This is a genomic window from Devosia faecipullorum, from assembly GCF_015158295.1.
In the GTDB taxonomy this organism is placed as follows: Bacteria; Pseudomonadota; Alphaproteobacteria; order Rhizobiales; family Devosiaceae; genus Devosia; species Devosia faecipullorum.
On sequence record NZ_JACDXV010000001.1, the window covers coordinates 323607 to 349665 of the forward strand.

The 26059-nt window shown below is 61.4% G+C and carries 25 protein-coding genes and 3 tRNA genes; 15 read left to right on the top strand and 13 right to left on the bottom strand.

The features are described from left to right. Positions 1–16 precede the first annotated feature (16 nt). Genes H0482_RS01540 through H0482_RS01550 form a run of 3 tightly spaced genes read right to left on the bottom strand, consistent with a single transcriptional unit; the run spans position 17 to position 2968 of the window. Positions 17–1303, bottom strand: a complete 1287-nt coding sequence (locus H0482_RS01540; protein WP_193728268.1) for a TRAP transporter large permease — start codon at positions 1301–1303, stop codon at positions 17–19. A 5-nt stretch (positions 1304–1308) separates the two neighbouring features. Then, positions 1309–1857, bottom strand: coding sequence for a TRAP transporter small permease subunit (locus tag H0482_RS01545; RefSeq protein WP_193728269.1), 549 nt, complete (start codon positions 1855–1857; stop codon positions 1309–1311). A gap of 43 nt (positions 1858–1900) precedes the next feature. Next, on the bottom strand, positions 1901–2968 hold the full coding sequence (locus tag H0482_RS01550; protein WP_193728270.1) for a TRAP transporter substrate-binding protein: 1068 nt from the start codon (positions 2966–2968) through the stop codon (positions 1901–1903). Positions 2969–3109: 141 nt separating this feature from the next. Between H0482_RS01550 and H0482_RS01555 the strand changes: the two genes are divergently transcribed. Beyond that, positions 3110–4009, top strand: coding sequence for a LysR family transcriptional regulator (locus H0482_RS01555; protein ID WP_193728271.1), 900 nt, complete (start codon positions 3110–3112; stop codon positions 4007–4009). Between the two features lie 174 nt (positions 4010–4183). Here H0482_RS01555 and H0482_RS01560 read toward each other — a convergent pair. Then, a tRNA-Cys gene (locus H0482_RS01560) sits at positions 4184–4257 on the bottom strand. 79 nt (positions 4258–4336) lie between these two features. Here H0482_RS01560 and H0482_RS01565 point away from each other — a divergent pair. The 10 genes from H0482_RS01565 (at position 4337) to H0482_RS01610 (ending at position 13268) form a co-directional block, all read left to right on the top strand. Beyond that, positions 4337–4549 (top strand): hypothetical protein, encoded by a 213-nt coding sequence (locus H0482_RS01565; RefSeq protein ID WP_193728272.1) that lies wholly within the window; start codon positions 4337–4339, stop codon positions 4547–4549. A 63-nt stretch (positions 4550–4612) separates the two neighbouring features. Continuing rightward, on the top strand, positions 4613–5791 hold the full coding sequence (locus tag H0482_RS01570) for a benzoate/H(+) symporter BenE family transporter (protein WP_193728273.1): 1179 nt from the start codon (positions 4613–4615) through the stop codon (positions 5789–5791). Then, entirely contained in the window at positions 5788–6384 is a 597-nt protein-coding gene (gene mobA, locus H0482_RS01575) for a molybdenum cofactor guanylyltransferase (RefSeq protein WP_193728274.1), read from the top strand. The genes H0482_RS01570 and mobA overlap by 4 nt, the downstream gene beginning before the upstream one ends. A gap of 93 nt (positions 6385–6477) precedes the next feature. Further along, positions 6478–6553: transfer RNA gene (locus tag H0482_RS01580), tRNA-Asn, on the top strand. A gap of 96 nt (positions 6554–6649) precedes the next feature. After that, positions 6650–7870, top strand: coding sequence for an MFS transporter (locus H0482_RS01585; protein WP_193728275.1), 1221 nt, complete (start codon positions 6650–6652; stop codon positions 7868–7870). Next, the gene (locus H0482_RS01590) at positions 7867–8319 is read left to right on the top strand and encodes an SRPBCC family protein (protein WP_193728276.1); all 453 of its coding nucleotides are present in this window, start codon (positions 7867–7869) and stop codon (positions 8317–8319) included. The genes H0482_RS01585 and H0482_RS01590 overlap by 4 nt, the downstream gene beginning before the upstream one ends. A gap of 54 nt (positions 8320–8373) precedes the next feature. Then, the gene (locus tag H0482_RS01595) at positions 8374–9771 is read left to right on the top strand and encodes a cryptochrome/photolyase family protein (RefSeq protein WP_193728277.1); all 1398 of its coding nucleotides are present in this window, start codon (positions 8374–8376) and stop codon (positions 9769–9771) included. A gap of 209 nt (positions 9772–9980) precedes the next feature. Then, positions 9981–11030, top strand: coding sequence for a cysteine synthase A (locus H0482_RS01600; RefSeq protein ID WP_193728278.1), 1050 nt, complete (start codon positions 9981–9983; stop codon positions 11028–11030). A 64-nt stretch (positions 11031–11094) separates the two neighbouring features. Then, entirely contained in the window at positions 11095–12546 is a 1452-nt protein-coding gene (gene cls / locus H0482_RS01605) for a cardiolipin synthase (RefSeq protein WP_330998166.1), read from the top strand. An 8-nt stretch (positions 12547–12554) separates the two neighbouring features. Continuing rightward, a complete protein-coding gene (locus H0482_RS01610) occupies positions 12555–13268 on the top strand; it encodes an alanyl-tRNA editing protein (RefSeq protein WP_193728279.1) in 714 nt (237 codons plus the stop codon). A gap of 11 nt (positions 13269–13279) precedes the next feature. Here the strand turns inward: H0482_RS01610 and H0482_RS01615 are convergent, their stop codons facing one another. From H0482_RS01615 to H0482_RS01635, 5 genes are all read right to left on the bottom strand, one after another. Beyond that, positions 13280–14302, bottom strand: a complete 1023-nt coding sequence (locus H0482_RS01615) for a transporter substrate-binding domain-containing protein (protein ID WP_193728280.1) — start codon at positions 14300–14302, stop codon at positions 13280–13282. A gap of 161 nt (positions 14303–14463) precedes the next feature. Further along, positions 14464–15264: an amino acid ABC transporter ATP-binding protein gene (locus H0482_RS01620; RefSeq protein ID WP_210319053.1), complete on the bottom strand. Its 801-nt coding sequence runs from the start codon at positions 15262–15264 to the stop codon at positions 14464–14466. A gap of 5 nt (positions 15265–15269) precedes the next feature. Next, positions 15270–16397 carry an amino acid ABC transporter permease gene (locus H0482_RS01625; protein ID WP_193728281.1) on the bottom strand — a complete coding sequence of 376 codons (1128 nt, stop codon included), beginning with the start codon at positions 16395–16397 and terminating at the stop codon, positions 15270–15272. 9 nt (positions 16398–16406) lie between these two features. Then, a complete protein-coding gene (locus tag H0482_RS01630; RefSeq protein ID WP_193728282.1) occupies positions 16407–17597 on the bottom strand; it encodes an amino acid ABC transporter permease in 1191 nt (396 codons plus the stop codon). 111 nt (positions 17598–17708) lie between these two features. Further along, positions 17709–18725 carry an amino acid ABC transporter substrate-binding protein gene (locus H0482_RS01635; protein ID WP_193728283.1) on the bottom strand — a complete coding sequence of 339 codons (1017 nt, stop codon included), beginning with the start codon at positions 18723–18725 and terminating at the stop codon, positions 17709–17711. A gap of 217 nt (positions 18726–18942) precedes the next feature. Between H0482_RS01635 and metC the strand changes: the two genes are divergently transcribed. After that, a complete protein-coding gene (gene metC, locus H0482_RS01640; protein ID WP_193728284.1) occupies positions 18943–20130 on the top strand; it encodes a cystathionine beta-lyase in 1188 nt (395 codons plus the stop codon). On the opposite strand, the gene H0482_RS01645 is transcribed toward metC, so the two are convergent. Continuing rightward, complete coding sequence (locus H0482_RS01645) at positions 20112–20849, bottom strand: phosphatase PAP2 family protein (RefSeq protein WP_193728285.1); 738 nt, start codon at positions 20847–20849, stop codon at positions 20112–20114. The genes metC and H0482_RS01645 overlap by 19 nt on opposite strands. A 103-nt stretch (positions 20850–20952) precedes the next feature. Here H0482_RS01645 and H0482_RS01650 point away from each other — a divergent pair. From H0482_RS01650 to H0482_RS01660, 3 genes are all read left to right on the top strand, one after another. Continuing rightward, positions 20953–21029: transfer RNA gene (locus tag H0482_RS01650), tRNA-Pro, on the top strand. A gap of 29 nt (positions 21030–21058) precedes the next feature. Next, positions 21059–21364, top strand: a complete 306-nt coding sequence (locus tag H0482_RS01655; RefSeq protein WP_193728286.1) for an ETC complex I subunit — start codon at positions 21059–21061, stop codon at positions 21362–21364. Between the two features lie 89 nt (positions 21365–21453). Continuing rightward, positions 21454–22332 carry a TraB/GumN family protein gene (locus H0482_RS01660; protein WP_193728287.1) on the top strand — a complete coding sequence of 293 codons (879 nt, stop codon included), beginning with the start codon at positions 21454–21456 and terminating at the stop codon, positions 22330–22332. Between the two features lie 128 nt (positions 22333–22460). Here H0482_RS01660 and H0482_RS01665 read toward each other — a convergent pair whose 3' ends face one another. The 3 genes from H0482_RS01665 to H0482_RS01675 all read right to left on the bottom strand — a co-directional run bounded on the left by H0482_RS01665 (position 22461) and on the right by H0482_RS01675 (position 26059). Continuing rightward, a complete protein-coding gene (locus H0482_RS01665) occupies positions 22461–23612 on the bottom strand; it encodes a Gfo/Idh/MocA family protein (RefSeq protein WP_193728288.1) in 1152 nt (383 codons plus the stop codon). Positions 23613–23699: 87 nt separating this feature from the next. Further along, positions 23700–24758: a sugar phosphate isomerase/epimerase family protein gene (locus H0482_RS01670; RefSeq protein WP_193728289.1), complete on the bottom strand. Its 1059-nt coding sequence runs from the start codon at positions 24756–24758 to the stop codon at positions 23700–23702. A gap of 158 nt (positions 24759–24916) precedes the next feature. Then, on the bottom strand, positions 24917–26059 hold the full coding sequence (locus tag H0482_RS01675) for a Gfo/Idh/MocA family protein (RefSeq protein WP_193728290.1): 1143 nt from the start codon (positions 26057–26059) through the stop codon (positions 24917–24919).

Below are 26059 nucleotides of genomic sequence, written 5' to 3' on the forward strand. Positions count from 1 at the left end.
ATTAGTCGGAAAAGGGTCAGCCGCGGATCAGCTCGGGAAGCCAAAGCGCGATTTGCGGGAAGGCGATAACCAGCGCGATCATGGCCAGAAGGGCCAACATGAACGGCAGGACGCCGATCATGATGTCGACCAGCGACCCGCGCCGGCGCACGCCCTGCACGACGAACAGATTCATGCCGATAGGCGGCGTGATCAGCGCCATCTCGCAAAGCAGAACGATGATGATGCCGAACCAGATCGGGTCGAACCCCGCACTCACCACCAAGGGCGTCAGCACGGGCACGGTGACGATCATCATCGGCAGCGGGTCCATGAAGCAGCCCAGCACGAGGTAAATGAGGATGATCATGGCCAGCAAAGCCATTGGCTCCAGGCCGAGCGAGACGATCCCGGCATTGACGGACGTCACCAGCCCCATCGCTGAGATCACGAAATTGAGGAACCAGGCCGCCATGACGATCAGCATGATCATGCCGGTCGTTCGCATCGTGCCGTCGATAGCCTCAAGCAGCATGCGCCAGGAAAGTTGCCGATAAACACCTGCAAGCAAGAGCGCCGATGCTACGCCCAACGCCGCCGATTCAGTGGGCGTCGCAATGCCCATGTAGATCGAGCCGATAATCACCGCGAAGATAAAAAGCGGTGGCAACAGGGAAGGCAGGCTTTCAAGCCGGGATTTCCAGCTGGTTTCGATCTTCTGCCCACCAAGACCAGGACGGATGATGCAGAAAATGATGATGGCCAGCGAGAAAACCAGCGCCAGGATCACGCCGGGCACGATGCCGGCCATGTAGAGCGCCGGAACCGATGTGCTGGTCAGCCAGCCATAGAGAATAAGATTGATCGAGGGCGGAATAAGGATGCCCAGCGTACCACCGGCAGCGATCGAGCCGTAAAACAGCCGCTCGTTATAGCCGTGGCGGGCAATCATCGGCTTGGCGACCACGCTGATAGTGGCCGCGGTCGCCACACTGGAGCCTGAGGTTGCCGCAAAAGCCGTGCTGGCGCCGATATTGGCGTGCATCAGGCCGCCCGGTAGCCAGCCAATCCACTGCACGATGGCGCCATAGAGGCGATCTGCAATGCCGGCTCGCAACAGGATTTCACCCAGCAGCACAAAGAGAGGAACGCTGACCAGAAGATAGTTGGACGAGGACACCCAACTCAGCTCCCCTGCCGCCAGGATCAGCGGCATGGGTGAGAAAATCCAGTCCAGACCCAGCGCCAGAAGCAGCATGACGGCGCCAATCGGCAGGCCGATAGCCAGCATGCCAAAAAGAAGACCCAGGGTTGTTGGGATCATGATTGCTACTCCGATTTGCCCAGGCGGCTATTGGTTTCCGCGATGGCTTCCTCGACCTCGTCGTCAGCGCTGGGCGACGCGGCTATGCGTGAAGCTTCGCCAATGTCGCGAGCCAGAAGAGCCCGGAGCGCCTGAATGGTGCGACCGATGGCAACCAGCGTGAACCAGGCCAGCCCAAGCGTCCAAAGCGCCTGCGGGATAGCAAGAGGAATGCCCAGGGTCGTGTTCGAGCGGGCGCCGAGGCGCAGCGACGTGCTGACCATGCCCCAGGCTCCGTTCGTGAGAACGGCGCCGACAACGGCAAGGCTGGACAGTGCGAACAGATCGAGCACGATCCGCGGCACCTGCGGCAATTGCCGGGCAATGACGTCCACCCGGACGTGACCGCGTTCCAGAACCACATATGCAAGCGACCAGGTCGCACCAAGGGCCAGCGCATAGGAACCCAGTTCAGTCCCGACGCTCATGTTGCCAATGCGAAACATGCGCAGCAAAACTTCGAGGCAGATCAACAAGGCGACGCCCAAAAGGGCGCCACCTCCGAGCCTGGCCATCCACAGCGATATCGCCGTGGTAATTGGTTCGACCCTTTGCATATTAGCGGTCTGCGATCTGGATGCCGATCACCTGGCCTGCCGTGGCATTCCAGTTGGCCACGCATTCGTCGCCGCAGCGATCAGCCCAGCTCGGCAGCACGCTGCCGCTCAGCACTTCAGCGGCGTGGGCGCGATCTTCATCAGACAGCTCGACCAGGGTCATCGGCCTGTCGGCGACGATGCCGTCCTTGCACTCGCCCTCGGCAGTATTGCAGTTGATGCCGTCCTGAATGTCGCTGGCGGCCTGCGCCCACTGACGATTTTCCATGCCGGCGAACTGCGCGGTCAGCAATTCCTGCGTCTCGGCCGGCAGACGGGCCCAGCTGTCGGAATTGGCAGCAAAGAAGGTCATCGACCAGCCCATGGGAAGAATGACCAGATGATCGGTCACTTCCCACCAACGGGCGGTATTGCCGGCGGAGGTTCCGGTGATGGCGCAATCGGCGACGCCACGGTCCATGGCAGGCACAACTTCAGCGAACGGAATATTGACGGACTGGCCGCCCAGCCCTTCGACCAGCTCAGCCATCGAACGGTTGAACGTGCGGACCTTCAGGCCAGACAGATCCTGCAGACCGGCAACCGGCTTGTTGCAGTAGAGCACCTGCAGCGCGATCGGCGCCATCGACAGAAGCTTGACGTTGAAGCGCTCGGCCATCACCGCCTCAAGCTCGGGACGAAGGGCATCCGCCATGGCGCGCTGCTGATCGATGTCTGCCGTCAATCCGGGCAGATCGAGCGATTCGAACTGCGATGCCTCGCCGGCCATGTAGCTCAGCGTGCCCTCGGAAATGTCGAACATGCCCAGGCTGAGCAGGCGCAGCACTTCGGGTCCCTGAATGCCCAGATCGTCAAGCGAGCCGAACGTGGTGGTGATCGCGCCACCGGAAGCCTCGGTCAACTCCTTGTTGAAGAAGGGCTCCTGAATATAGCGGAACTGATTCTGGGTGCGGTTGCCACCGGAAACCTTGAGGTTGACGGGGGCGATTTCCTGCGCAACCAGCGCCCCGCCCGCAAGAGCGGCAACGCAGAACGCCGCAGCTCCCAAGCATGTCTTCACGCGATTCATGACTTAACTCCCCATATTCGCAGATTTGCGCATTGTTTGATCCTGAAGCCACAAACTTACGCTTCATGATAAAAGCTAGCAGTATTGGCTGAACTCAACTAATTAGTAATTCTGGGCCATTCCCATTGGAAATTTCAATACATGCGTATCTCACTGGGACATTTGGAAGCACTGGTTTGGGTAGCGCGGCTGGGCGGCGTAAGCGCTGCCGCGGAGCATCTCGGCCTAACCCAATCTAGCGTATCATTGCGACTGCGTGACCTGTCGGATGCGCTGGGGCGTCCGATGTTCGTGCGCCAGGGACGAGGTCTGCATCTCACGCCGGATGGCTCCACCACCATGGCCCACGCTGTCCTGATCATTGAGCAAATGGAAAAGCTCTATGAAAACGCCCGCCCGCAGAAAATCGCTGGCACGTTGCGCATGGGGACCAGCGAAGCCATCGCCATGGCCGCGCTGCCGAGCATTATCAATCGCCTTGCCGAGGCTCACCCCATGCTGAAGCTGGACGTCGCCATTGGCACCAGCGCCGATCTGGAGCGGGACTTGCTGGCAGGCAATACCGATCTGGCGCTGGGCATCAATCTGCATGAAGATCCGCGCCTCAAAGTCCTGCCCCTGGGGGAGCAACGCTCTACCTGGCTTGCCCGCGCCGATCTGCAATTGCCAGACTGCATTCGCCCCCGCGATATCGGCCACGTGCCGGTGCTGACCAATCCGAGCCCTTCGCCCATGTACCAGCAGACGGTAAACTGGTTCCGCACCGAAGGCCTGTCGCCGCATCACATCTCAGTCTCCAACAGCATAACCGTCATTGCACATATGGTAGCAGCGGGCGTTGGAGTGGCGATCCTACCTCAGCGGCTGGTGGAAAAGGAAATCGCGGCTGGTGAAGTGGTCGCCCTCCGCAGCGAGCCGGCCATAGAAACGTCGCTGCTCAGCGCCGCCTATCGCCTCGACGACTGGCGCCCCGCAATCAATGCTGCACTAGACGTTGCCCGGGCGGTCATCGACGACATTCATTGGCTGGAGCCTGCATAGGCGACCGATGGGTCGGGTGGACGCGGCCGGAGGTCGGAATCACCGCAGATCGGAACCGCCCTCTATCTGTTGGATTGGACGGGCGGCGCGCATGGCCGGACGCAAACGCCGTGCCGCTTTCGACCACTAAATGATCAAAGGCATGCAGATTCTTGAATTTCTGTGGGATTCAGTTGGAGGCCACGTCCGGAATCGAACCGGAATACACGGATTTGCAATCCGCTGCGTAACCATTCCGCCACGCGGCCTCTGAGCGCAGTACCTATTGGAGCCAAACACCTTATGCAATAGGCTGAATGCCAAGAGGTGAATATTCGCGGGCGTTAGATGCAATTCAAGGTGACCTCAGCCTATTACGACGAGGCCAGCAAATATCTCGTCTATAGCGCCACCGGCGAGGAGAATGGCGCGCTTTATACCGTGTCGTCGCGGGTGAAATGCCTCAAGGCGCCCACCACGCCGGAACGGCTGCATATGGTGGTGTTGCTGGCCCTGACGGACCAGTTCAAGCGCACCAGTCCTTCGGGCAGACGCCGGTAGCATTGCCTCCCGCAAACCTTTAGCTTTCAGCGACCCGCCTTCGTGGAATCGCCTGGAACTTCAATGTCCGCACCGCTTACCCGAAACGATTATGCGCAGCCGATCATTGCTGGCGTCCTCGCCGCCATCGTTGGCTATGCCAGCACATTCACCCTGATGCTGGCGGCGCTGACCGCTTCAGGAGCCTCGCCGCAACAGGCGGGATCGGGCCTGTTTTCCACCTGCGTCGCCATCGGCATCCTCAATATCGTCGTGGCCTGGCGCATCCGCACGCCGACCAGCTTTGCCTGGACGACGCCGGGCCTGGCCTTTCTGCTCACCGTGGGCGAACCCGTGGGCGGCTTTCCGGCTGTCGCCGGCGCGTTCCTCGCTTGTGCCGCGCTGATCCTGCTCACCGGTTTTATCCGGCCGCTGGCACGAGCGGTCGCGGCCATCCCCTCCGCCCTTGCCAATGCGATGCTGGCCGGAATGCTGCTGGTGCTGTGCCTCGCGCCGGTCAACGCGGCAGCCGAAATGCCTTTTCAGGCGCTACCCATCCTCGCCGCCTGGGCACTCGGACTGCGCTTCGCCCGCCGTTATGCCGTACCCATCGCCGTGGTTGTGACAGGGATCGTGCTGGCCACAACCACGCATTTGCCGCCCAATACATTCGACGGCGCCTGGCCGAATCTCGTATTCGTCGTTCCCGAATTTACCGCCGATGCCCTGATCCGCATCGCCTTGCCGCTCTATGTCGTCACCATGGCATCGCAGAACCTGCCGGGCGTGGCGGTGATGAAGGCCAATGGCTATACCATCCAGCCCGCGCCCATCTTCGTGCTGACGGGTGTTACCAGCGCCCTGACCGCATTGTTCGGCGGCGTCACCAACAATCTCGCGGCCATCACCGCCGCTATCTGCGCCGGTCCGGAAGCCCATGCCGATCCGAACCGGCGCTGGCCGGCCCCGGTCGCTGCTGGCTTCACCTATCTGGCGCTCGGCCTCCTCGCCAGCCTGGCTGCCGCCTTCATCGCTGCCTCGCCGCCCTTGCTGATCCAGGCCGTCGCGGGCCTGGCGCTGTTTTCCAGCCTTGCCGGCTCGCTCGCCGGTGCACTGGCGGATGAAGAATCGCGGCTGCCGGCCATCCTCACCTTCGTGACCACGGCTTCGGGAATCACCATTGCCGGAATTGGCGCCCCGTTCTGGGGCCTGGTCGGAGGCATTGTCCTGCTGATCATGCTGCGCACCAGCAAATCGTCTTGAGCGCATATGCGCTCATTCTCGCCGGCGGGCGCGGCAGCCGATTGGGCGATGTGCGTAAGGGCGACCTGCGAATCGGCGGCCACAGGCTGATCGAACGAATCGCCGGCCGATTGCCCGACATGCCGATTCTGGTGTCCACCGGCCCGGGACAGGCGCCCGAACTTAGCTCGGGCACCGCCATCGCGGACGATTCGTCCGCCTTCGACGGCCCAATGGCGGGGATTTTGGCAGCGACCCGCCACCTTGCGGGCCGGGCGCGAGACAATGTTCTGTTGCTGACTGTCGCGGTCGATACGCCTTTCCTGCCGCGCGACTTTGTAACCCGCATGGAATCTGCGCTCACCGGGAGCGTCAGGGCCGCCTATGCCGCTTGGGGCGACGAAATTTATCCCACCAATGCAATCTACCGCCTTTCGGCTCTGGCGCCGCTGCTGGTTGGCCCGGCCCCCGACAGCCCAAAACGCCTGCAGGCGGGGCTTGAGGCCGCGCGGATCGACTGGGCCGGTCTGTGCGCCGCCAATCCCTTTGCCAATCTCAACACGCTTGCCGACCTCATCGCCCTGGGCCAGAGAGCCCTTGCCGACGAAGAATGACAAGTTATTCACATCGCTTTGCATTGAGGGCTTGGCAAACCGGATCAGTTTGGGTACACGGACCTCGCTCTCGAAATGAGGGCGCCAGAATGTTCCGCGATAGCTCAGTTGGTAGAGCGTTCGACTGTTAATCGAATGGTCGCTGGTTCGAGTCCAGCTCGCGGAGCCATTCTTCTTTCCCCGCCCTGCTCCGATATTGGCAATCCCGATTGCTCTTCTCATGAGCGCGGGATAGGACGGGTAAAACCGTCTCGAAGAATTTCCCATGACCAGCGTTTCTACCGTCTCTGCGTCGAATACGCAGCGCGCCACCCTGACCATCCTTCTGGCTGTCAGCGGCGCGCATCTGCTCAATGACCTGATGCAGTTCCTGCTGCCGGCGCTCTATCCGATGCTGAAGGACAATTATAACCTGTCCTATCTGCAGATCGGTCTGCTGACGCTGGGCCAACAGATTACCGCCTGCGTGCTTCAGCCGGTGTTCGGGCTGTCCGGCGACCTCAAGCCCAAGCCCTATTGGCTGGCGCTGTCCATGGCCGTCGTGGCGGCGGGCGTGGCGCTGCTGGCGGCGGCAAATGGCTTCTGGCTGCTGTTCGCCGCGTCGGTCATCATGGGCACCGGCTCGGCTCTCTTCCATCCCGAAGCATCGCGCGTGTCACGCATGGCATCGGGCGGGCGGCTGGGTTTTGCCCAATCGCTGTTCCAGGTCGGCGGCAATGCGGGCACGGCGCTCGGCCCATTGGCGGCGGCGCTGATCCTGCTGCCGCTGGGCCAATCCAGCATTTTCTACTTCCTGATCGTCGCCGCCCTCGGCCTCGCGCTGCTGACCTATGTCGGCCGCTGGTTCGTCGAGCATCAGCGCCAGACGGCCAGCCGGCCCAAGGCGGCCATATTCAAGCCCGCACTGTCGCGCCAGCGGCTGATCATCGCCTTCATCGTGATCGGCGCGCTGCTGCTCAGCAAATTCATCTATATCGAGGGCCTCAAGAGCTATTACGCCTTCTTCCTCATCGAGAAATTCGCGCTGACCGCCCAGGAGGCCCAGCTTTACCTCTTCGCCTTCCTTGGCGCGGTGGCCGCCGGCACCTTTATCGGCGGACCGGTGGGCGATCGCTATGGTCGTCTCGCCGTAATCTGGGTGTCGATCCTGGGCGCCCTGCCCTTCACCCTCGCCCTGCCCTATCTCGATCTGTTCTGGACGGCGGTGATGAGCATCATTATCGGCCTCATCCTCTCCTCGGCCTTTTCCGCCATGGTCGTTTATGCGCAGGAACTGGTTCCCGGCAAGGTCGGCATGATTTCCGGCTTCATCTTCGGTTTTGCCTTCGGCATCGGGGCCATCGGCGCGGCGCTGATGGGCGCCATGGCCGACTGGATCGGCATGATTCCCGTATTCCAGATTTGCGCCGTGCTGCCGGCACTTGGTATTCTCACCATCTTCCTGCCGAGAACGGCCGAACTGCACCCTGAAAGGAAGCTGGCATGAGCAGCGGATCGGAAATCGACGGCGAAAGCCAGATCACGCTGACGCGCACCATTGCCGCCAATGTCAGCGACGTCTTCGCCGCATGGACGGACCCGGCGCTGATCGAACAATGGCAGGTGGACGAAGCCGAGTTCGACGCCTTCGAGGGCGGGCATTATCATTTCATCACCTTTTCGGATGAAGACGACGAAGCCGATCACGAAGTTTCGGGCGAAGTGCTGCAATTCGCCGAAGACCAGAAACTGGTCCTCTCCTGGGTGCATCGGGATGCCGAGGCCGACGAAGATCTGATTTTCGTGCTCGACATCACTTTCACGCCGCTCGGCGAAGATGCCACCCGCATCACGCTGATCGAGCGCGGCCTCGCCCATGCCGATGCGCAGACGCGGATTTTCTCCATGGAAGCCTGGAGCGCGGCGCTGGAGCAATTGGCCGAATTGATGGAATGAACTGAACCGGGACGCGCCCAACATCGTATCAGAGGCAATTCCGGAGCCTCGCCCGTGTCCAAAGCCCTGATCTGGCTGCGCAACGATCTGCGCCTTGCCGACAACCCCGCCCTTGCACAGGCCTGCAAGGCCCAGGAGGTCGTGGCCCTTTACATCCACGAAATGGACGCCGGATTGCGGCCACCGGGTGGCGCGGCGCGCTGGTGGCTGCATAACAGCCTGAACGCGCTCGGCCGCGACCTGGCGGAGATTGGCATTCCGCTGCTGGTCGAAAGCGGCCCGGCGCAGTCAGTTCTTGCTCGCGTGCTGAGGCAAATTGGCGCCACGGAACTGCACTGGAATCGGCGTTATGCCCCGGCCAGCCGCGAGCACGATGCCGCGTTGAAGACATCGTTGCAGGCTCAGGAGATAAATGTCACCTCCCACAGGGGCAATGTGCTGGTCGAGCCCTGGACCATCCAGACCGGGCAAGGCAAACCGTATTCGGTCTTCACCCCCTTCTGGAAATCGCTGAAACAGCACGAGATCGCCCAGCCCCTTGCCGCGCCTTCTGGCCGGGCCAAAAAATTCGGGCTGGTGGATATTGATTATCGCCAGCCGGCCTGGGCGGCGAAACTGGCGCCCCATTGGGCCATTGGCGAACAGGCGGCGACCGAAAGGCTCGCGGATTTCCTCGATAGCCAAGTCGTGCACTATCCGCAGGAGCGGGATTTTCCGGCAAAGGAGGCGTCCTCGCGCCTCTCCCCGCATTTGCATTTCGGGGAAATCAGCCCGCGGCAGATCTGGCATGCTGCCCAGATTCTCGCCCATGCCAAGCCGGCCCTTGCCGGGGCCATCGACAAATTCCTCTCCGAACTGGCCTGGCGCGATTTCAGCTATCACCAGCTCTATCACCGACAGGACATTGCCAGCGTGCCGATGCAGGGCAAATACGAGGCCATGCAATGGCGCGATGCACCGGAGCACTTGCGGGCCTGGCAGCAGGGACGCACAGGCATCCCCATCATCGATGCGGGCATGCGCCAATTGTGGGAAACCGGCACCATGCACAATAGGGTGCGCATGCTGGTTGCGTCCTTCCTGACCAAAAACCTATTGATTGACTGGCGGGCAGGCGAAAGCTGGTTCTGGGACTGCCTGGTCGATGCCGACGAAGCCAATAACCCGGCAAGCTGGCAATGGGTCGCCGGCAGCGGCCTCGATGCCGCCCCCTATTTTCGCATCTTCAATCCCGTAACCCAGGGCGAACGCTTCGACCCGGATGGTGCTTATGTGCGCCGCTTCGTGCCCGAACTGGCAAAGTTGGATGACAAGTGGATCCATAGGCCCGCAGAGGCGCCCACAAACGTCCTCAGCGCTGCCGAGATAGGGCTGGGAGAAACCTATCCCAGGCCCATGCTCGATCTTAAACTCAGTCGGCAGCGGGCTCTGGATGCGCTATCGGCTCTATAGCCGGAAATTCTATTCCGCTTCTCCACGCCGCCGCGGCCTGTGCTTGCGCAGAGAGCGCGGAGAAGGAAATCCCCTGCCCAATTGAGCGTTTACGCCTTGCCGCCCTTGGCCGCGACACCTACCATAAATGACTGATCCGCTTGGTTTTGCGTTTCTTCCCACGGCAAAACCGCTCTCCAATTGCGCGACAAATTCTAGAAAACAGATCCATGGCCAAGCACGAAGACCTCATTTCCGCCATCGGCAATACGCCGCTCATCCGCCTCAAGCGCGTGTCGGCGCTGACCGGCTGCGACATCTGGGGGAAGGCGGAATTCCTCAATCCCGGTCAATCGGTCAAGGATCGGGCGGCGCTGTTCATCATTCATGACGCGGTGAAGTCGGGAAAGCTCAAGCCGGGCGGCACGATCGTCGAGGGGACCGCTGGCAATACCGGGATCGGGCTGACGCTCGTCGCCAATGCGCTCGGCTTCAAATCGGTAATCGTCATCCCCGATACCCAGAGCCAGGAGAAGAAGGACGCACTGCGTCTCTATGGGGCCGAATTGATCGAGGTGCCGGCCAAGCCCTACAAACACCCCAATAACTACATCAAGGTTTCGGGGCGGCTGGCGAACAAGCTCGCCGCCGAACTGCCCGATGGCGCGGTCTGGGCCAATCAATTCGATAACCTGTCCAATAAACGCGCCCATGTCGAAACCACCGGCCCCGAAATTTGGCAGCAGACCAATGGCCGCATCGATGGCTTTATCTGCGCCGTGGGTTCCGGCGGCACCTTGGCCGGCGTGGCCGAGGCATTGCGCGCCCGCAATTCCGACATCCAGATCGGCCTGGCCGATCCCGAGGGGGCGTCGCTCTATGAATATTACGCCCATGGCGAACTGAAATCCTCGGGCAATTCCATCACCGAGGGCATCGGTCAGGGCCGGATCACGGCCAATCTGGAAGGGCTGGACGTGGACCTGCCCTATCAGATCCCCGATGCGGAAGCCCTGCCCTATATCTACGACCTGCTCGAATATGAGGGCCTGTGCGTCGGCGGCTCCAGCGCCATCAACATTGCCGGTGCGGTGCGCATGGCGCGCGATCTGGGCCCCGGCAAGACCATCGTCACCGTGCTGTGCGATTATGGCAATCGCTATGCCAGCAAGATCTATAATCCTGCCTTCCTGCGCGAAAAGGGCCTGCCCATCCCCTCCTGGACGGAGGGCCGCACACCCATCGACATCTCCGGCATCATGGAGCCTGACCCCGCCTAGTTTCGGGATTGCGGCCCGGCAAGCGCCTGCTAGAGTGCATCGCGACTAGCGCTCATGAGGCAAAGTGATCGGAATAGACGACATCCTGCGCGCCGTTGTTGCGGACCTGCATATCGTGGCCCTCATCATGGGCGCCACCTATGTGCTTGCGATTGTGTGCGCCGTTCGGGAAATCCTCAATTCCCGCACTTCGCAGGGATCGATCGCCTGGCTCCTGTCCCTGATTCTGCTGCCCATCCCCTCGGTGCTGCTTTACCTGGTCTTCGGCTGGAAGCTGTTCGACGACTACGCCACCGACCGCATGCAGAACGGGCGCGCCGACCGCCCCTTGCGCGCCAAGGATCTGGCGCTGATCGACCGCGAAACCGATGCGCTCTGGCCGGTCCAGGTCCACGTTTCCGAACTGCCCTTCCTCAAGGGCAATGATGTGGAATTGCTGATCGACGGCAAGGCGACCTTCGATTCGATCTTCGCCGGCATCGATGCTGCCCAAGAATATCTGCTGGTGCAGTTCTACATCGTCCGCGACGATGCGCTGGGCCAGCAATTGGCCGAACGGCTGATCGCCAAGGCCAAGGCGGGCGTCCCCGTCTTCCTGCTCTATGACGACATCGGTAGTTCCGGCATGCCCAGGCGCTTCCGGCGCGAATTGCGCGAAGCCGGGGTGAAGGTGGCCGGTTTCAACCATCGGCACAAGCTGTTGCGCTTCTATGGTCCGACCCGGATCAACTACCGAAATCATCGCAAGATCGTCGTTGCCGACGGCAAGCATGCCTGGGTCGGCGGGCACAATGTGGGTGTGGAATATCTGGGCGAAGACCCCAAGGTGGGCCCCTGGCGCGATACCCATGTGCGGGTATCGGGGCCGGCCGCACTGGGCTGTGCGCTGCTGTTCCGCGAGGATTGGGAATGGGCGACGGGCGAAAGCCTGCCCAACCGACCGCCCAGGGAATTGGAAACCTTCGGCGATCAATCGGTGCTGGTGATGGGCAGCGGACCGGCCGACAAGCTGGAAGAATGCGCCATTGCCTTCACCGATCTGATCGGGCGGGCGCGGGAGCGACTGTGGATCGTCAGCCCCTATTTCGTCCCAGACACCGATATTCGAACTGCCCTCTACGCGGCGCGGCTGCGCGGGGTGGACGTGCGCATCATGCTGCCCGCCAATCCCGACCACAAGCTCGTCTGGCTGGCCAGCATTTCCCATGCCGACGCCATGGTGGAGCACGACATCGGCGTCTACCGCTACAATAACGGGTTCCTGCACCAGAAGGTCGTCTTGATGGACGACCAGATCGCCACTGTCGGCAGCGTCAATTTTGACAATCGATCCTTCGCGATCAATTTCGAGATCACCCTCTGGTTCGTCGACCCGGAGATGATTGCGGACGTCGAGACCATGCTGCTGAAGGATTTCGAATCCTGTCACCAGGTGGGCCGCGCCGAGGTCGAAAGCCGTCCCTGGCCGCTTTACGTTCTGGCTCAGGCGGCGCGTCTCCTTTCTCCCGTTCTCTAGAGTTCACGATGACCGAATTTCTGTTCCGCGACGACGCCTATCTCCGTTCGACGGAGGCTCGAGTCACCCGCATCACCGAACAGGGCGGGATCGTGCTGGACCGGACGGTCTTCTACGCCACTTCCGGCGGCCAGCCCGGCGATAGCGGCAGGCTGGTGCTTGAGGGCGGCAGGTCTTTGCTCGTAGGCACCGCCCTCCATCCTGATGGCGACAAGACTTCAATCGTTCACGTCCCGGCGGAGGGGCAGTCCCTGCCGCAGGTCGGCGAGATTGTCGGCATCGAACTGGACTGGGACCGGCGCTACCGCCTGATGCGCATGCATACGGCGCTGCATCTGCTCTCGGTGGTCTTTCCCTTCCCGGTCACCGGCGGACAGATCGGCGAAGACAAAGGGCGCCTCGATTTCGATATGCCGGAGGTTCCCGACAATCTTGCTGCGCTGGAACAGGATTTGAACGCAATGGTCGCAGCCGACCATGCGGTCAGCACCGAATGGATCAGCGACGCCGAAATGGAAGCCAAGGCGGATCTGATCAAGACCATGAAGGTGAAGCCGCCTATGGGACAGGGCCGGGTGCGGCTGGTGCGGATCGGCGATGTGGATCTGCAACCCTGCGGCGGCACGCATGTGGCGCGAACCGGCGAGATCGGCAAGCTGGAACTGGGCAAGATCGAGAAGAAGGGCAAGCAGAACCGGCGCGTCAGCCTGCTCTTTGCCTGAGCCCTTTGGGCCTACAATATCGGCGGCGCGTAGAGCAGGCCGCCATTGCTCCAGAGCGCATTCTGGCCCCGCAACATGGCCGCGCCGGTCAGGGCCCCGAAATGGCGGTCGTAAAGCTCGGAATAGCTGCCCACCGCGCGAATGGCATCGCTCATGAAGGTCGGCCTTAGGCCAAGCGCGCTGCCGAAATCGCTCTCAAGGCCGAGGATGCGCCGCACCGCCGGCGTGCGCGCGGCGGTCAGCGAGTCGATATTGGCACTGGTGACCCCCACCTCCTCGGCGGTGATCAGCGCGAAAATGGTCCAGCGGACGATCTCGAACCATTGATCGTCATCCTGGCGCACCACCGGACCCAGCACTTCCTTGGAAATCCGCTCCGGCAGGATGCGATGCAGCGCCGGCTCCTGAAGTTCGCGGCGGATGGCCTGCAATTGCCTGCCCGATGCCGAAACGACCTGGCACAGGCCGGCGCGATAGGCGGTCAACAGATCGGCGGTTTCCTCATAGACGACCTCCCTGAACGAGGTCTGGTTCGAAAAGAAGAATTCACCCAGCGCCTCAACGTCGCCAAAACCGTCCACGACACAGATACTGATATCGTCCAGTTCATAGGCGGATACCACGCCCAGCGATTGCGGAACCAGAAAGGCCTGGCCGTCGAAGAAGGTCGGCGTCACGTAGCGGGCGCCGAAACGGCTGTCGCGCCCCGCCGTCCAGGCGCCGTTGCGCATCAGCACATCGACGCTGCCGGTCTGGAGCGGCGCGAAGCGGGCCTCGCCACGATAAGACCGAAACTCGATGAGGTCGGGATTGCCGAAAATCGCGGCGGCCAGCGCCCGGCAGAGATCGACGTCGAAACCCGACCAGCGGCTATCCGTATCCATCTGCGCGAACCCGGCCAGCGGATTGCTCGAACCGCACACCAGAAATCCCCGCTCCCGCACGCTCTCCAGCGTTTGCGCCACAACCGGCTGCGCCGCCAGCCCCAAAAGGCAGGCGGCCAGAAGCAGGACTGGCTTGAACGGATTAGGCAAAATCGCGGCTCTCTATTTTCAGCCATTCATATTGTCAGCCAGACAAAAGGGGTCAAGCCGACGACCGGCCTGACCCCCGATTATTTGCTGCTGCAATGACGAGGACGATGGATCACCGGGCGCGTCCGGCTCCCAATCGCCCTGCCATTTGGGCATCACTCCTAGTGCAGGATCTGGCTGAGGAACAACCTGGTCCGTTCGTGCTGCGGGTTGGAGAAGAAGGCTTCGGGCTCGTTCTGCTCGATGATCTGGCCCTGATCCATGAAGATCACCCTGTTGGCAACCTGGCGCGCAAAGCCCATTTCGTGGGTGACGCAGATCATGGTCATGCCTTCTTCGGCGAGGTTGATCATCACTTCGAGCACCTCCTTGACCATTTCGGGGTCCAGCGCCGATGTCGGTTCATCGAACAGCATGATCTTGGGCTGCATGCAGAGCGAGCGGGCAATGGCGACGCGCTGCTGCTGGCCACCAGAGAGCTGGCCCGGATATTTGAGCGCCTGCTCGGGGATCTTCACCCGCTCCAGATAGTGCATGGCGGTTTCTTCCGCCTCGGCCTTGGGCGTGCCGCGCACCCAGATTGGCGCCAGGGTGAGATTTTGCAGGATGGTCAGGTGGGGGAACAGGTTGAAGTGCTGGAACACCATCCCCACCTCGCGGCGCACCTCGTCGATGCGCTTGAGGTCGGCGGTCAATTCGGTGCCATTGACGATGATCTGGCCTTCCTGATGCTCCTCGAGGCGATTGACGCAGCGGATCAGCGTCGATTTACCCGAGCCCGACGGCCCGGCAATGACAATACGTTCGCCCCGCATCACCCGGAGGTTGATGTCGCGCAGCACATGGAAATCGCCATACCATTTGTGCATGCCGATGACGTCGATGGCCACATCGGTCGTGGAGACCTGCATCTGGCTTGTGTTGATCGAGCGATCAATTGCGGTTTCGGAAACCTGAGACATGGGCGCTACCTCTTGTAGCCAGTGTTGAGACGGCGTTCCATGAAGATGGAATAGCGGGACATGCCGAAACAGAAGACCCAGAAGACCATGGCGGCAAAGATATAGCCGGTGGTCGCCGTATTGGCCGACTGCCATTCGATGGCGGAGTCGTTCTTGGTCTTCACCGCTTCGAGCAGGTCGCGCATGCCGACGATATAGACGAGGGACGTGTCCTTGAAGAGCGAGATGAAGTTGTTGACGATGCCCGGGATCACGTATTTGAGCGCCTGTGGCAGGATAATGAACCACATCCGCTGCCAATAACCGAGGCCCAGGGCCGCCGCCGCTTCATATTGCCCGCGCGGAATGGCCTGGAGCCCGCCGCGCACCACTTCGGCCAGATAGGCCGAGGTAAAGAGCGTCACCCCGACCAGGGCGCGCAGGAATTTGTCGATGGTCATCCCCTGGGGCATGAACAAGGGCAGCATCACCGACGCCATGAACAGGATGGAGATCAACGGCACGGCGCGGATCAGTTCGATGAACATAACGCAGGCCGTCTTGATGATCGGCAATTGCGATTGCCGCCCCAGCGCCAGCACGATGCCGATCGGGAAGGACAGCGCGATGCCCACGACCGAGATGATCAGCGTCACCAGGAGGCCGCCCCATTGCTCGGTGGGCACGACCCGCAGGCCGAACGGGCCACCAGCCAAGAGGATATAGCTGACCACCGGATAGATCAGCAGCAGCAATACCGCATTGACCCGCTTGAACGGCACTTTGGGGATCAGCAACGGCACCAGCAGCAGGGCGCCGAGCGCGAAGACGAGGTTAGGACGCCAGAATTCGACTGCCGGATAGAAGCCATAGATGAAGAAATTCATCTCCGCGGCGATATAGGCCCAGCAGGCGCCGGCATTTTCCATGCGGCACTGCTCGACCGTCCCGCCTGGCATGACGGCATTGCCGAGGAAAAAGCCGTAAAGCGGCGGCACCACCCAGAGAAGGAAGGCGACCCCCAGAACGGTGAGCACCGAATCCAGCGGCGTGGCGAAGAGGTTCTTCTTCATCCAGGCCAGAGCGCCGCTGGTGCGGACCGGCGCCGGACGGGCTTCCACCATGTCGGTGCGGACGAAACCAATATCTGTCATGGCCTGCCCCTACCGTTCCACCAGCTTAACGCGGGCATTGTACCAATTCATGATCGCCGAGGTGAGCAGCGAGAACGTGAGATAAACCAGCATGACGATGGCGATGCACTCGATCGCCCGTCCGGTCTGGTTCAGCGAGGTTCCGGCAAAGACGTTGACCAGTTCGGGATAGCCGATAGCCGCGCCCAGCGACGAATTCTTCGTCAGGTTGAGATATTGGCTGGTCAGCGGCGGGATGATGACGCGCATCGCCTGCGGGACGATCACAAGCCGCAGCCGGTCGCCGTCCTTGAGCCCGAGCGATGCCGCTGCTTCGGTCTGGCCATGGCTGACCGCCTGGATGCCGCCGCGCACCGTCTCGGCGATGAAGGCCGCCGTATAGATGGTGAGACCGAAGGCCAGCGCGATGAATTCCGGCGGCAATTGCAGCCCGCCGCGGAAATTGAACCGCTCAAGTACCGGATTTTCGAAGGACACGCTGGCACCGCTGATCCAGAAAACCAGTCCGGTGACGCCGAGCAGCAGGACCAACGAAGTCAGGAAAACCGGAAAGCGCTTTCCCGTTCGTTCCAGCCGCTTCTTCGCCCAGCGGCTCAGCATCACGACTGCGACAATGGCCAAGGCCAGCCCGATCCACACGAATCCGAACTGCTCGTCCGGTATCGGCCGCGGAATCATGATGCCGCGCTGATTGATGAAGGAGCCGAACGGCAGTTCAAAGGAATTGCGCACCGCCGGCATGGCCTTGAGCACCGCGAAATACCAGAAGAAGAGCTGCAGCAGCAGCGGGATGTTGCGGATCACCTCAATATAGAGCGTGGCCAGACTCGCCACGATGAAATTGGTGCTCAGCCGCGCAATGCCGATGGTGAAACCCAGGATCGTAGCGAAGAAGATGCCGACCACGGCCACGAGCAGCGTATTGATCAGGCCGACGAGGAAGGCTTCGTAGTAATAGGACGCGCGCGACCAGGGCAGCAGCGAGAAAGAAATGTCGAAGCCAGCTGTGCGCCAGAGAAAGTCAAAGCCGGTCGTCTTGTTCTGCGCCGCCAGATTGGCCGCTGTATTGCCGATGATCCAGGCAATGAAACTGATGATAAGGGCCGCGACAACGACCTGGTAGATGATCCCACGGATCACCGGATCGTTGAGAAAGCTCGCCCGTGGAGCCGTCGAGGCCCCATTATCGAGTGTCGTCATGTGAGTTGTCCCTTGGCCGCAAAAGGCCGCTGTACGCCGGGATAGACGCGGCAGGCGGCGGAACAAAAAGTCCGGCGCTCCGTTAAGGAGCGCCGGCCCAATTCGTTCGGCTTAGCGGATCGGCGGGGAGTACTGGATGCCGCCATCGCGCCACAGGGCATTCAGGCCACGCTCAAGACCGATCGGGGTATCCGGCCCGACATTGCGCTCGTAGGTTTCGGCGTAATTGCCGACCAGCTTGATGATCTGGTAGGCCCAGGCATTGTCGATGCCCAGCGGGGCGCCGAATTCGCCTTCAACGCCAAGCAGACGCTTGATCGCCGGATTGTCCGAGCCCAGCTGTTCATCGACATTGGCCGAGCTGATGCCCAGTTCTTCGGCTTCGAGCAGCGCGAAATAGGTCCAGCGCGCAATGTTGAACCACTGGGTGTCACCGGCGCGGACCACCGGGCCAAGCGGCTCCTTGGAGATGATTTCCGGCAGGATGATGTGATCGTTGGGATTGGCGAACTTGGAGCGTTCGGCGGCCAGTGCCGAGGAATCGGTGGTGTAGACGTCGCAGCGGCCATCTTCATAGGCCTTCACAACTTCGTCCTGGTCCACGAACACCACAGTGTTGAATTCCATGCCATTGGCGGCGAAATAGTCAGCGGCGTTGAGCTCGGTGGTGGTACCGGATTCGATGCAGATAGCCGCACCGCTCAAATCCAGTGCGGATTCGATGCCGTCGTCCTTGCGGACCATGAAGCCCTGGCCATCGTAGAACATGGTGCCGATAAAGCTGATGCCCAGCTGGGTATCGCGGCTCATCGTCCAGGTCGTGGTGCGGGAGAGCACGTCAATTTCGCCCGCGGACAGGGCCGTGAAACGCTCCTGGCTGGTCAGCGACGTGAAGCGAACGGCGTCGGCGTCGTTGAAGATGGCCGCGGCCATGGCACGGCAATAGTCAACTTCAATACCGGTCCACACATTGTTCGAATCGGGAGCGGAGAAGCCGGCCACACCGCCGGTCACGCCACATTGGATGTATCCCTTGGCCTTGACGTCGTCGAGAATGGCCGCCTGGGCGGCCGTCGCGCCGAGGCCCAACGAGGCCGCGACTGCGATCGATACGAGCGCTTTTTGCATATTTTTGCCTTTTGTTTCCTGACCCTGTGTTTCGGAACCTATCTAGTTTGCCGAGGCTCCGATCGCACCACCGCTTTGTTGTCGGTTTGGATGCTGCTAAACATGCAAACCTCTATTGACTGTAACGTCAAGGGAATATGGCATGTTGGGACAGGAAACCTGTCGTTTAATTAGCCAACCATCCCCAATTGATTTCTTTTTGAGCACCGAGCTTACTATGAACGACCATAAAACCGGCACTTCAACTGTAGAATCTGTGGAAACGATCCTTACCCATGGGGGACGTCATCCCGAGGAGCAGTTCGGCTTCGTCAACACGCCGGTCTATCGCGGCTCAACCGTTCTGTTCAAAACGCTGGCCGATCTAGACGCGCAGGCGCAGCGCTACCTCTATGGCCGCGCCGGAAACCCGACCACAGAATCAGTGGAATCGGTAATCAACGAATTGGAGGGAGGCTATCGCACCAAGCTGGTGCCTTCGGGGCTGGCGGCGATCACCATTGCGCTGATGGCCTGCGTCAAGGCCGGCGACGACATCATGATCAGTGACAGCGCCTATGAGCCGGGCCGCAAGTTTGCCGATGGTTACCTCGAGCGCATGGGGGTCAGTGTCCGCTATTACGATCCCCATATCGGGGCCGGCCTCACCGCGCTCATGCAGCCCAATACCAAGGCAGTTCTCGCCGAAAGCCCCGGCTCGCTGACATTCGAGATCCAGGACATCGCCGTTCTCGCCGCAGCGGCGCATGCGGGCGGCGCCCGGCTGATCGTGGACAATAGCTGGGCGACGCCGCTTTATCATCGCCCGCTGGCGCTGGGCGCCGACATCGTCGTCCATGCGGCCACCAAGATGTTCGTGGGGCATTCGGACGTGATGGCCGGGACTATCTCAGCCACCCAGGAAGCATGGCCCGATGTCGATCGGGTGCGCAACCTGCTCGGCTTCTTCAGCTCCGGCGATGACGCCTATCTGGTGGCGCGCGGTTTGCGCACGCTGGCCATAAGGATGAAGGAACACCAGGCCCGGGCGCTCGATATTGCCGCATGGCTCGAAGGACAGGCCGAGGTCGAAAAGGTGCTGCACCCGGCTTTGCCCAGCCATCCCGACCACGCCATCTGGAAAAAGAACTTCACCGGCTCCGGGAGCCTCTTCGGCTTCGTGCTGAAGCCGGCGCACCGCGAGGCCGTAGCCGCCTTTGTCGATCACATGCGGATTTTTGGCATGGGATATTCCTGGGGCGGCTATGAAAGCCTCTGCCTGCCCGTTCTCATGGGCAAGTCGCGAACAGTCAATCCCTGGCCCAATGACACAAATCTCTTCCGTGTCCATATCGGACTGGAGGGACTGGACGACCTCAAGGCCGACCTTGCAGCGGCGCTGGGCCGCTATTCAGCGGCGCGGTAAACAAGCTGGCGCAGGCCGCTCAGCGGCTTGCGCACGATCTTTCCATCGGTGCGCTTTTCGAACAGCCAGCCTTTGCGGGCAAACACATTGCGCACCAGATAGGCGCCGAGCATGCCCACGATCATGCCGGCGAATACGTCGGTGGGATAATGCGCGCCCACCGGCACCCGCGAGATGGCTACCACTACCCCGACCACCAGCAGCACCAGAAATGTGCGCGGCCAGAGAAAGCCGATGGTGAAGGCGGTAGCGATGGCCGTCGCCGAATGGCCGCTGGGAAAGCTCTGAAACGTCCAGTCATTGAAGAAATGCTGGAAGGAGAAGGCACCGGAGGTTTCAAATTCGGTCGGCCTGCTCCGCCCGATCAGCCGCTTGAGGACATTGGTGACAAGGCCGGGCGCGCCAACACCCACGAAGACGAAGGCGAAAATCATCGCCATCTCGCCCGTCGCTTCGCGCCAAAGGCCCCGCAGCGGAAACATGGCGAGGCGCAACAGAATCATCAGCACCAGGCTGGGAATCAGGATCCAGTCGGACAATCCGTAATCGGTGATGAAGAAAAACGGCGCCCGCCATTCAGCGGGCCAGCCGATCGCCCCTCGCGACGCCGCGATATCGATGCTCGCCAGCGCGGCAAGAACCACAACCATTCCAGTGATGAAGAATGGCCACGAGGAGCGATTGAGGCCCGGAGGCCAGGGCTTTTGCAGGTCTATCATGACGTTCTTGTCCCTTGCATGTCCTGTTGTCGTCAAGTGTGCCACGGCGCTGCGAGCGGCCTTGCCCTTTGGCGGCGAACGCGCTAACGGAGAGGCGCGATGTCGGAGTGTAGCTCAGCCTGGTAGAGCACCGGTTTTGGGAACCGGGGGTCCAAAGTTCGAATCTTTGTACTCCGACCATTCGCCTCGCATCGTGTTGAGGACTTTGCATGACCGCTCGCATCTACCGCCCTGCCCCCAACGCCATGCAGTCCGGCAAGGGAAAGTCCAATAGCTGGGTGCTGGTGCATGAACCGCAGGTTCCCCGCAGCATCGACCCCCTGATGGGCTATACCAGCAGCACGGACATGAACCAGCAGGTGAGGCTCTCCTTCCCGACACAGGAAGAGGCCGAATCTTACGCGCAGCGCAACGGCATCCCCTATTCCGTGCAGCCGGCCCACGATGCCACGCCCAAGCGCGTCAGCTATCCCGACAATTTCCGCTCGGACCGCAAGACGCCCTGGACCCATTAGGCGTCTACGCTGAAGATTGATTGCACGCGACGCCGCAAGAGATTGCGGCGTTTTGTTTTTTGCCGCTAGGCTCGCGCCGAGAGTTCAAAATGAGAGGGTTCGACATGATGCGCCAGTTCATCGCCCCCCTGGCTGCCCTGATATTGAGCACCGGTGCCGCCCAGGCCGCTCCGGCGATGTGGAAGGTCAGCGACGGGGACAGCGCGATCTGGCTGTTCGGATCGGTACACCTGCTGCCCGACTGGCCGGAATGGCGCACGGGGCACCTCGACAAGGTCATGTCCAAGGTGGATCTCGTCTATTTTGAGACCGACATCAGCCTTGAGGCGCAACTAAGCATTACCAATCTGAGCTACGAGCTGGGATTTTCCAGGGACGGCCGCCTGCTCAGCGAGAAGATCGGGCCTGAACTGACCGCGCAATTGCGGGAAAAGGCAGAGGAATACGGCCTGCCCATGCCCATGCTGTTGACCATGGAACCGTGGATGGCGGCAACCACCCTGTCCGTGGGCGTGGTCGCAACCCAGGGCTACGCGCCCGAGCTGGGGGTGGAGACGCTGTTGAGCCAGGAATTGCCGGCGGAACGCAAGGGATTCCTCGAAACGCCAGAGCAGCAGCTTGGTTTTCTCGCGGGCGGCGACATGGACGAGCAGATCGCCATGCTGCGCGCTACCCTGGACACGCTCGATGACGCCTCCAGCGACATCAGCGCCATGGTCGATGCCTGGCTGGGCGGCGAACCCGAATTGCTCGGCACCATCTTCGATGCACAGATGGGCGGATATGGTGGTGGCATGGTCGAACGATTGATCGATCAGCGCAACCACAATTGGGTCGAGCAGATCGAGGCCATGCTGGCCCGTAACGAGACCGCGCTGCTCGTGGTTGGCGCGGCGCATCTGGCCGGCGATGTCAGCGTGGTGAAACTACTCGAAGAGCGCGGATTCACCAGCGAGCGGGTACAATAGGTCTGTCGTGTCAGCCCTGTTCACCGCTCGTCACCCCCGCCTCAAGCGCGAGGGTGACGATCCGGAATGGGGAGGCGCGACACGCCCTCTCTCAAGTTAAGGGAGAGAGGGAGCCCTCATAACCTGCCTCAGACCTCGCTGAGTTTCGTCCACTTGCTGTCATTCTGGCTCGACTTTACCGAAGCCACGATGAATTCCATGCCCTCGACGCCATCGGCCAAGCTCGGCAGCAGGCCTTCATACTCGGCGCCCTCGCCGCGGATGACGGCAGCGAACTGGCTGTAGAGTGTGGCGAAGGCTTCCAGATAGCCTTCCGGGTGCCCCGAAGGAATGCGGACATTCATTGAAGCCGCCGCGGGCACCGAAATGGACCCGCCACGGGTGAGCAATTGCTTGGGCCTGCCGAACTCGGTGAACCACATATAATTCGGGTTGTCCTGACGCCATTCAATGCCGCCCTTGTCGCCATAGACGCGCAATTGCAGGCCGTTTTCGCAGCCCACCGCAACCTGGCTGGCCCAGAGCATGCCCTTGGCGCCGCCTTCGAAGCGCAGCATGATATGCACATTGTCGTCGAGCTGACGGCCCGGCACAAAAGCGGTGAGGTCAGCCGACACCGCTTCGGTCTTGAGCCCGGTAACGAAGCGAGCGAGATTATAGGCATGGGTGCCGATGTCGCCGATGGCCCCGCCTACGCCGGATTTGGCCGGATCGGTGCGCCAGGCCGCCTGCTTGTTGTCGTCATCGGTGGCTTCGGTGAGCCAATCCTGCGGATATTCGGCCTGCACGACCCGAATTTTGCCCAGCGCGCCGGAGGCGACCATTTCCCGCGCCTGACGGATCAGCGGATAGCCGGTGTAATTATGCGTCAGCAGGAATTTCGCGCCGTTCTTCGGCTTGATTTCGGCCAGCCTGCGCGCATCCTCGAGCGTCGAGGTGATCGGCTTGTCGCAGATCACATGAATGCCCGCTTCGAGAAACGCCTTGGCGGGACCAAAATGCATGTGGTTTGGCGTAACGATGGAGACGGCCTCGATGCCATCGGGACGCGCAGCCTCCGCCTTGGCCATCTCCTCGTAGGACGTATAGATGCGATCCTCGGCGAGACCGAGATTCTTGCCAGATTCCCGGGCCACTTCCGGGCGCGACGACAGCGCTCCGGCCACCAGGTCAAAATCCCCGTCGATACGGGCGGCGATACGATGCACATAGCCGATAAAAGCCCCCGTGCCGCCGCCCACCATGCCCAGGCGAATGCGCCTTGCGCCATTCTCAGCCATTTTTCATCTCCCTGATCAATGCTCTTTCATTCCGCCTCATTGCCCCTCTTGCCCGGGAAATGACGCGGAATATGGACATGCGCGATATTATGACAGGCCCAGCATCTTGCGATTGGCCGCCTGATCGGCGCCGCCACTGGCGAAGTCGTCGAAAGCTTTTTCGGTGACGCGGATGATATAGCTCTGGATCAGTTCCGCCCCTTCGCGGGCGCCGTCTTCCGGATGCTTGAGGGCACATTCCCATTCGAGCACGGCCCAGCCCTTGAAGTCGTTGGCCGCCATCTTGGCGAAGATCGCCGGAAAATCGACCTGACCGTCGCCGATGGAGCGGAAGCGCCCTGCCCGGTCCACCCAGGACTGGAAACCGCCATAGACACCCTGCCGCCCGGTTGGATTGAACTCGGCGTCCTTGACGTGAAATGCTTTGATCCGGTCCTTGTAGATGTCGATATAATCCAGGTAGTCGAGCTGCTGCAGCACGAAATGGCTCGGATCGTAAAGCAGATTGGCGCGCGGGTGGTTTTTCACCCGATCGAGGAACATCTCGTAGGAAACGCCATCATGCAGGTCTTCACCCGGATGGATTTCGTAGCAGACATCGACACCGGCTTCATCAAACGCATTGAGGATCGGCGTCCAGCGGCGCGCCAGTTCGTCAAAGGCCTCCTCGACCAGACCCGCCGGGCGCTGCGGCCACGGATAGATATAGGGCCAGGCCAGAGAGCCTGAAAACGTGGCATGCGCATCGAGGCCCAAATTACGCGAGGCCTTGGCGGCGTTGAACAAAGTCTGCACCGCCCATTCCTGCCGGGCCTTGGGATTGCCGTGAACAGAGGAAGGCGCAAAGCCGTCAAATGCGGAATCATAGGCGGGATGCACGGCGACAAGCTGGCCCTGGAGATGGGTGGACAGCTCGGTAATTTCCAGCCCGTGGCTGTTCACAATTCCCTTGATCTCGTCAGCATAAGTCTTGGAATTAGCGGCTTTTTCGAGATCGATGAAGCTCGATACCCAGCTGGGAATCTGCACGCCCTTATAGCCGAGCCCGGCCGCCCAGCGGCAGATATTGTCGAGGCTGTCGAAGGGCGCCGTGTCGCCCGCGAATTGGGCAAGGAAAATGGCGGGGCCTTTAATCGTGGTGGCCATAAGGGGTCTCCTCTTGAGGCCCCGCGCACCGCATTGCCGGGGCTTGTTCTTGTCGTTGCGAACGAGCCGCATGAATGATGGGCGGCGATCGCTCGCCGCCCGACCTGTTCATCATCAGTCTTGACCGGCACCATCTGCCTGTCAATGAGGCACGTCCATCAGTCCTTGAGCAGCGCCTGCGCCTCGGCAATGCCAAGGGCGCGCGGACGCTCGCAGGTGGTCTGTAGAGTCAGTACCTGGCCTGTCTCGCCCGCCTTGAGCAGACCGGTCATCACGTCCACCACATGCAGCGCCACATCCAGCCCGCAGCGCGCCGCGAGGCCCGCTTCATGCGAGAGCATCATGTCGGCGAGACCGGCGCAGCGATAATTGGCGCGCGGATTGTCCTGATCGAGGCCCTGGTTCGGCTTGCCGAATGGGTGGTTCCACGCCGCCACCGGGCTGCGGGCGCCACCCAGATCGGCGGTCACCAGATCGCCGCCGAAGAAGTTCGGATCGGGCACGAAGATCGAGCCATCGGTCCCGTACAGCTCGATATTGTGGTGGCCATGGGCCGCCACGTCCCAGCTGGCGCCAATGGTGACGATGGCGCCATTGTGGAATTCGAGCACGCCATGGATCGTGGTCGGGGTGCCGACCTTGATCACGCTGCCCTTGTTCGGGCCCTCGGCGGTGACGACGCGCTCATCGCGGGCCATGTTGGTGAAGGCCGACAGGCGCTTTACCGGCCCGAGCAGATGCACCAGATCGGTGATGTAATAGGGACCGAGATCGAGGATCGGGCCGCCGCCGGGCTGGAAGAAGAAGTCCGGGTTTGGATGCCAATGCTCCATGCCGCGGCTCATCACGTGGGTGGTGCCGCTCATGATCTTGCCCAGCGTGCCGCTATCGATGATGTCGCGGGCCTGCTGGTGCGCCCCACCCAGGAAGGTGTCGGGCGCGGAGCCGACCTTGAGGCCCCTCTCATCGGCGGCCTTCTTGAGCGACAATCCGTCTTCCACCGAGAGCACGAAGGGCTTTTCGGAATAGGAATGCTTTCCGGCAGAAATGATGTCCATCGAAACGCGGTAATGCGCCGCCGGAACGGTGAGATTGACGATGACGTCGATCTCGCTGTTCTTGAGCAATTCGTCGGGCGTCTGGGCGGCGACGCCGAATTCCTCGGCCCGGCGCTGCGCTGCCTCGGGCACGATATCGGCGATAGCGCGAACTTCAAGCCCCTTGAACAGCGGCGCGAGGCCCAGATAGGCGGCCGAGATATTGCCGGCACCCATGATGCCGACGCCATAGGTCTTTGCCAT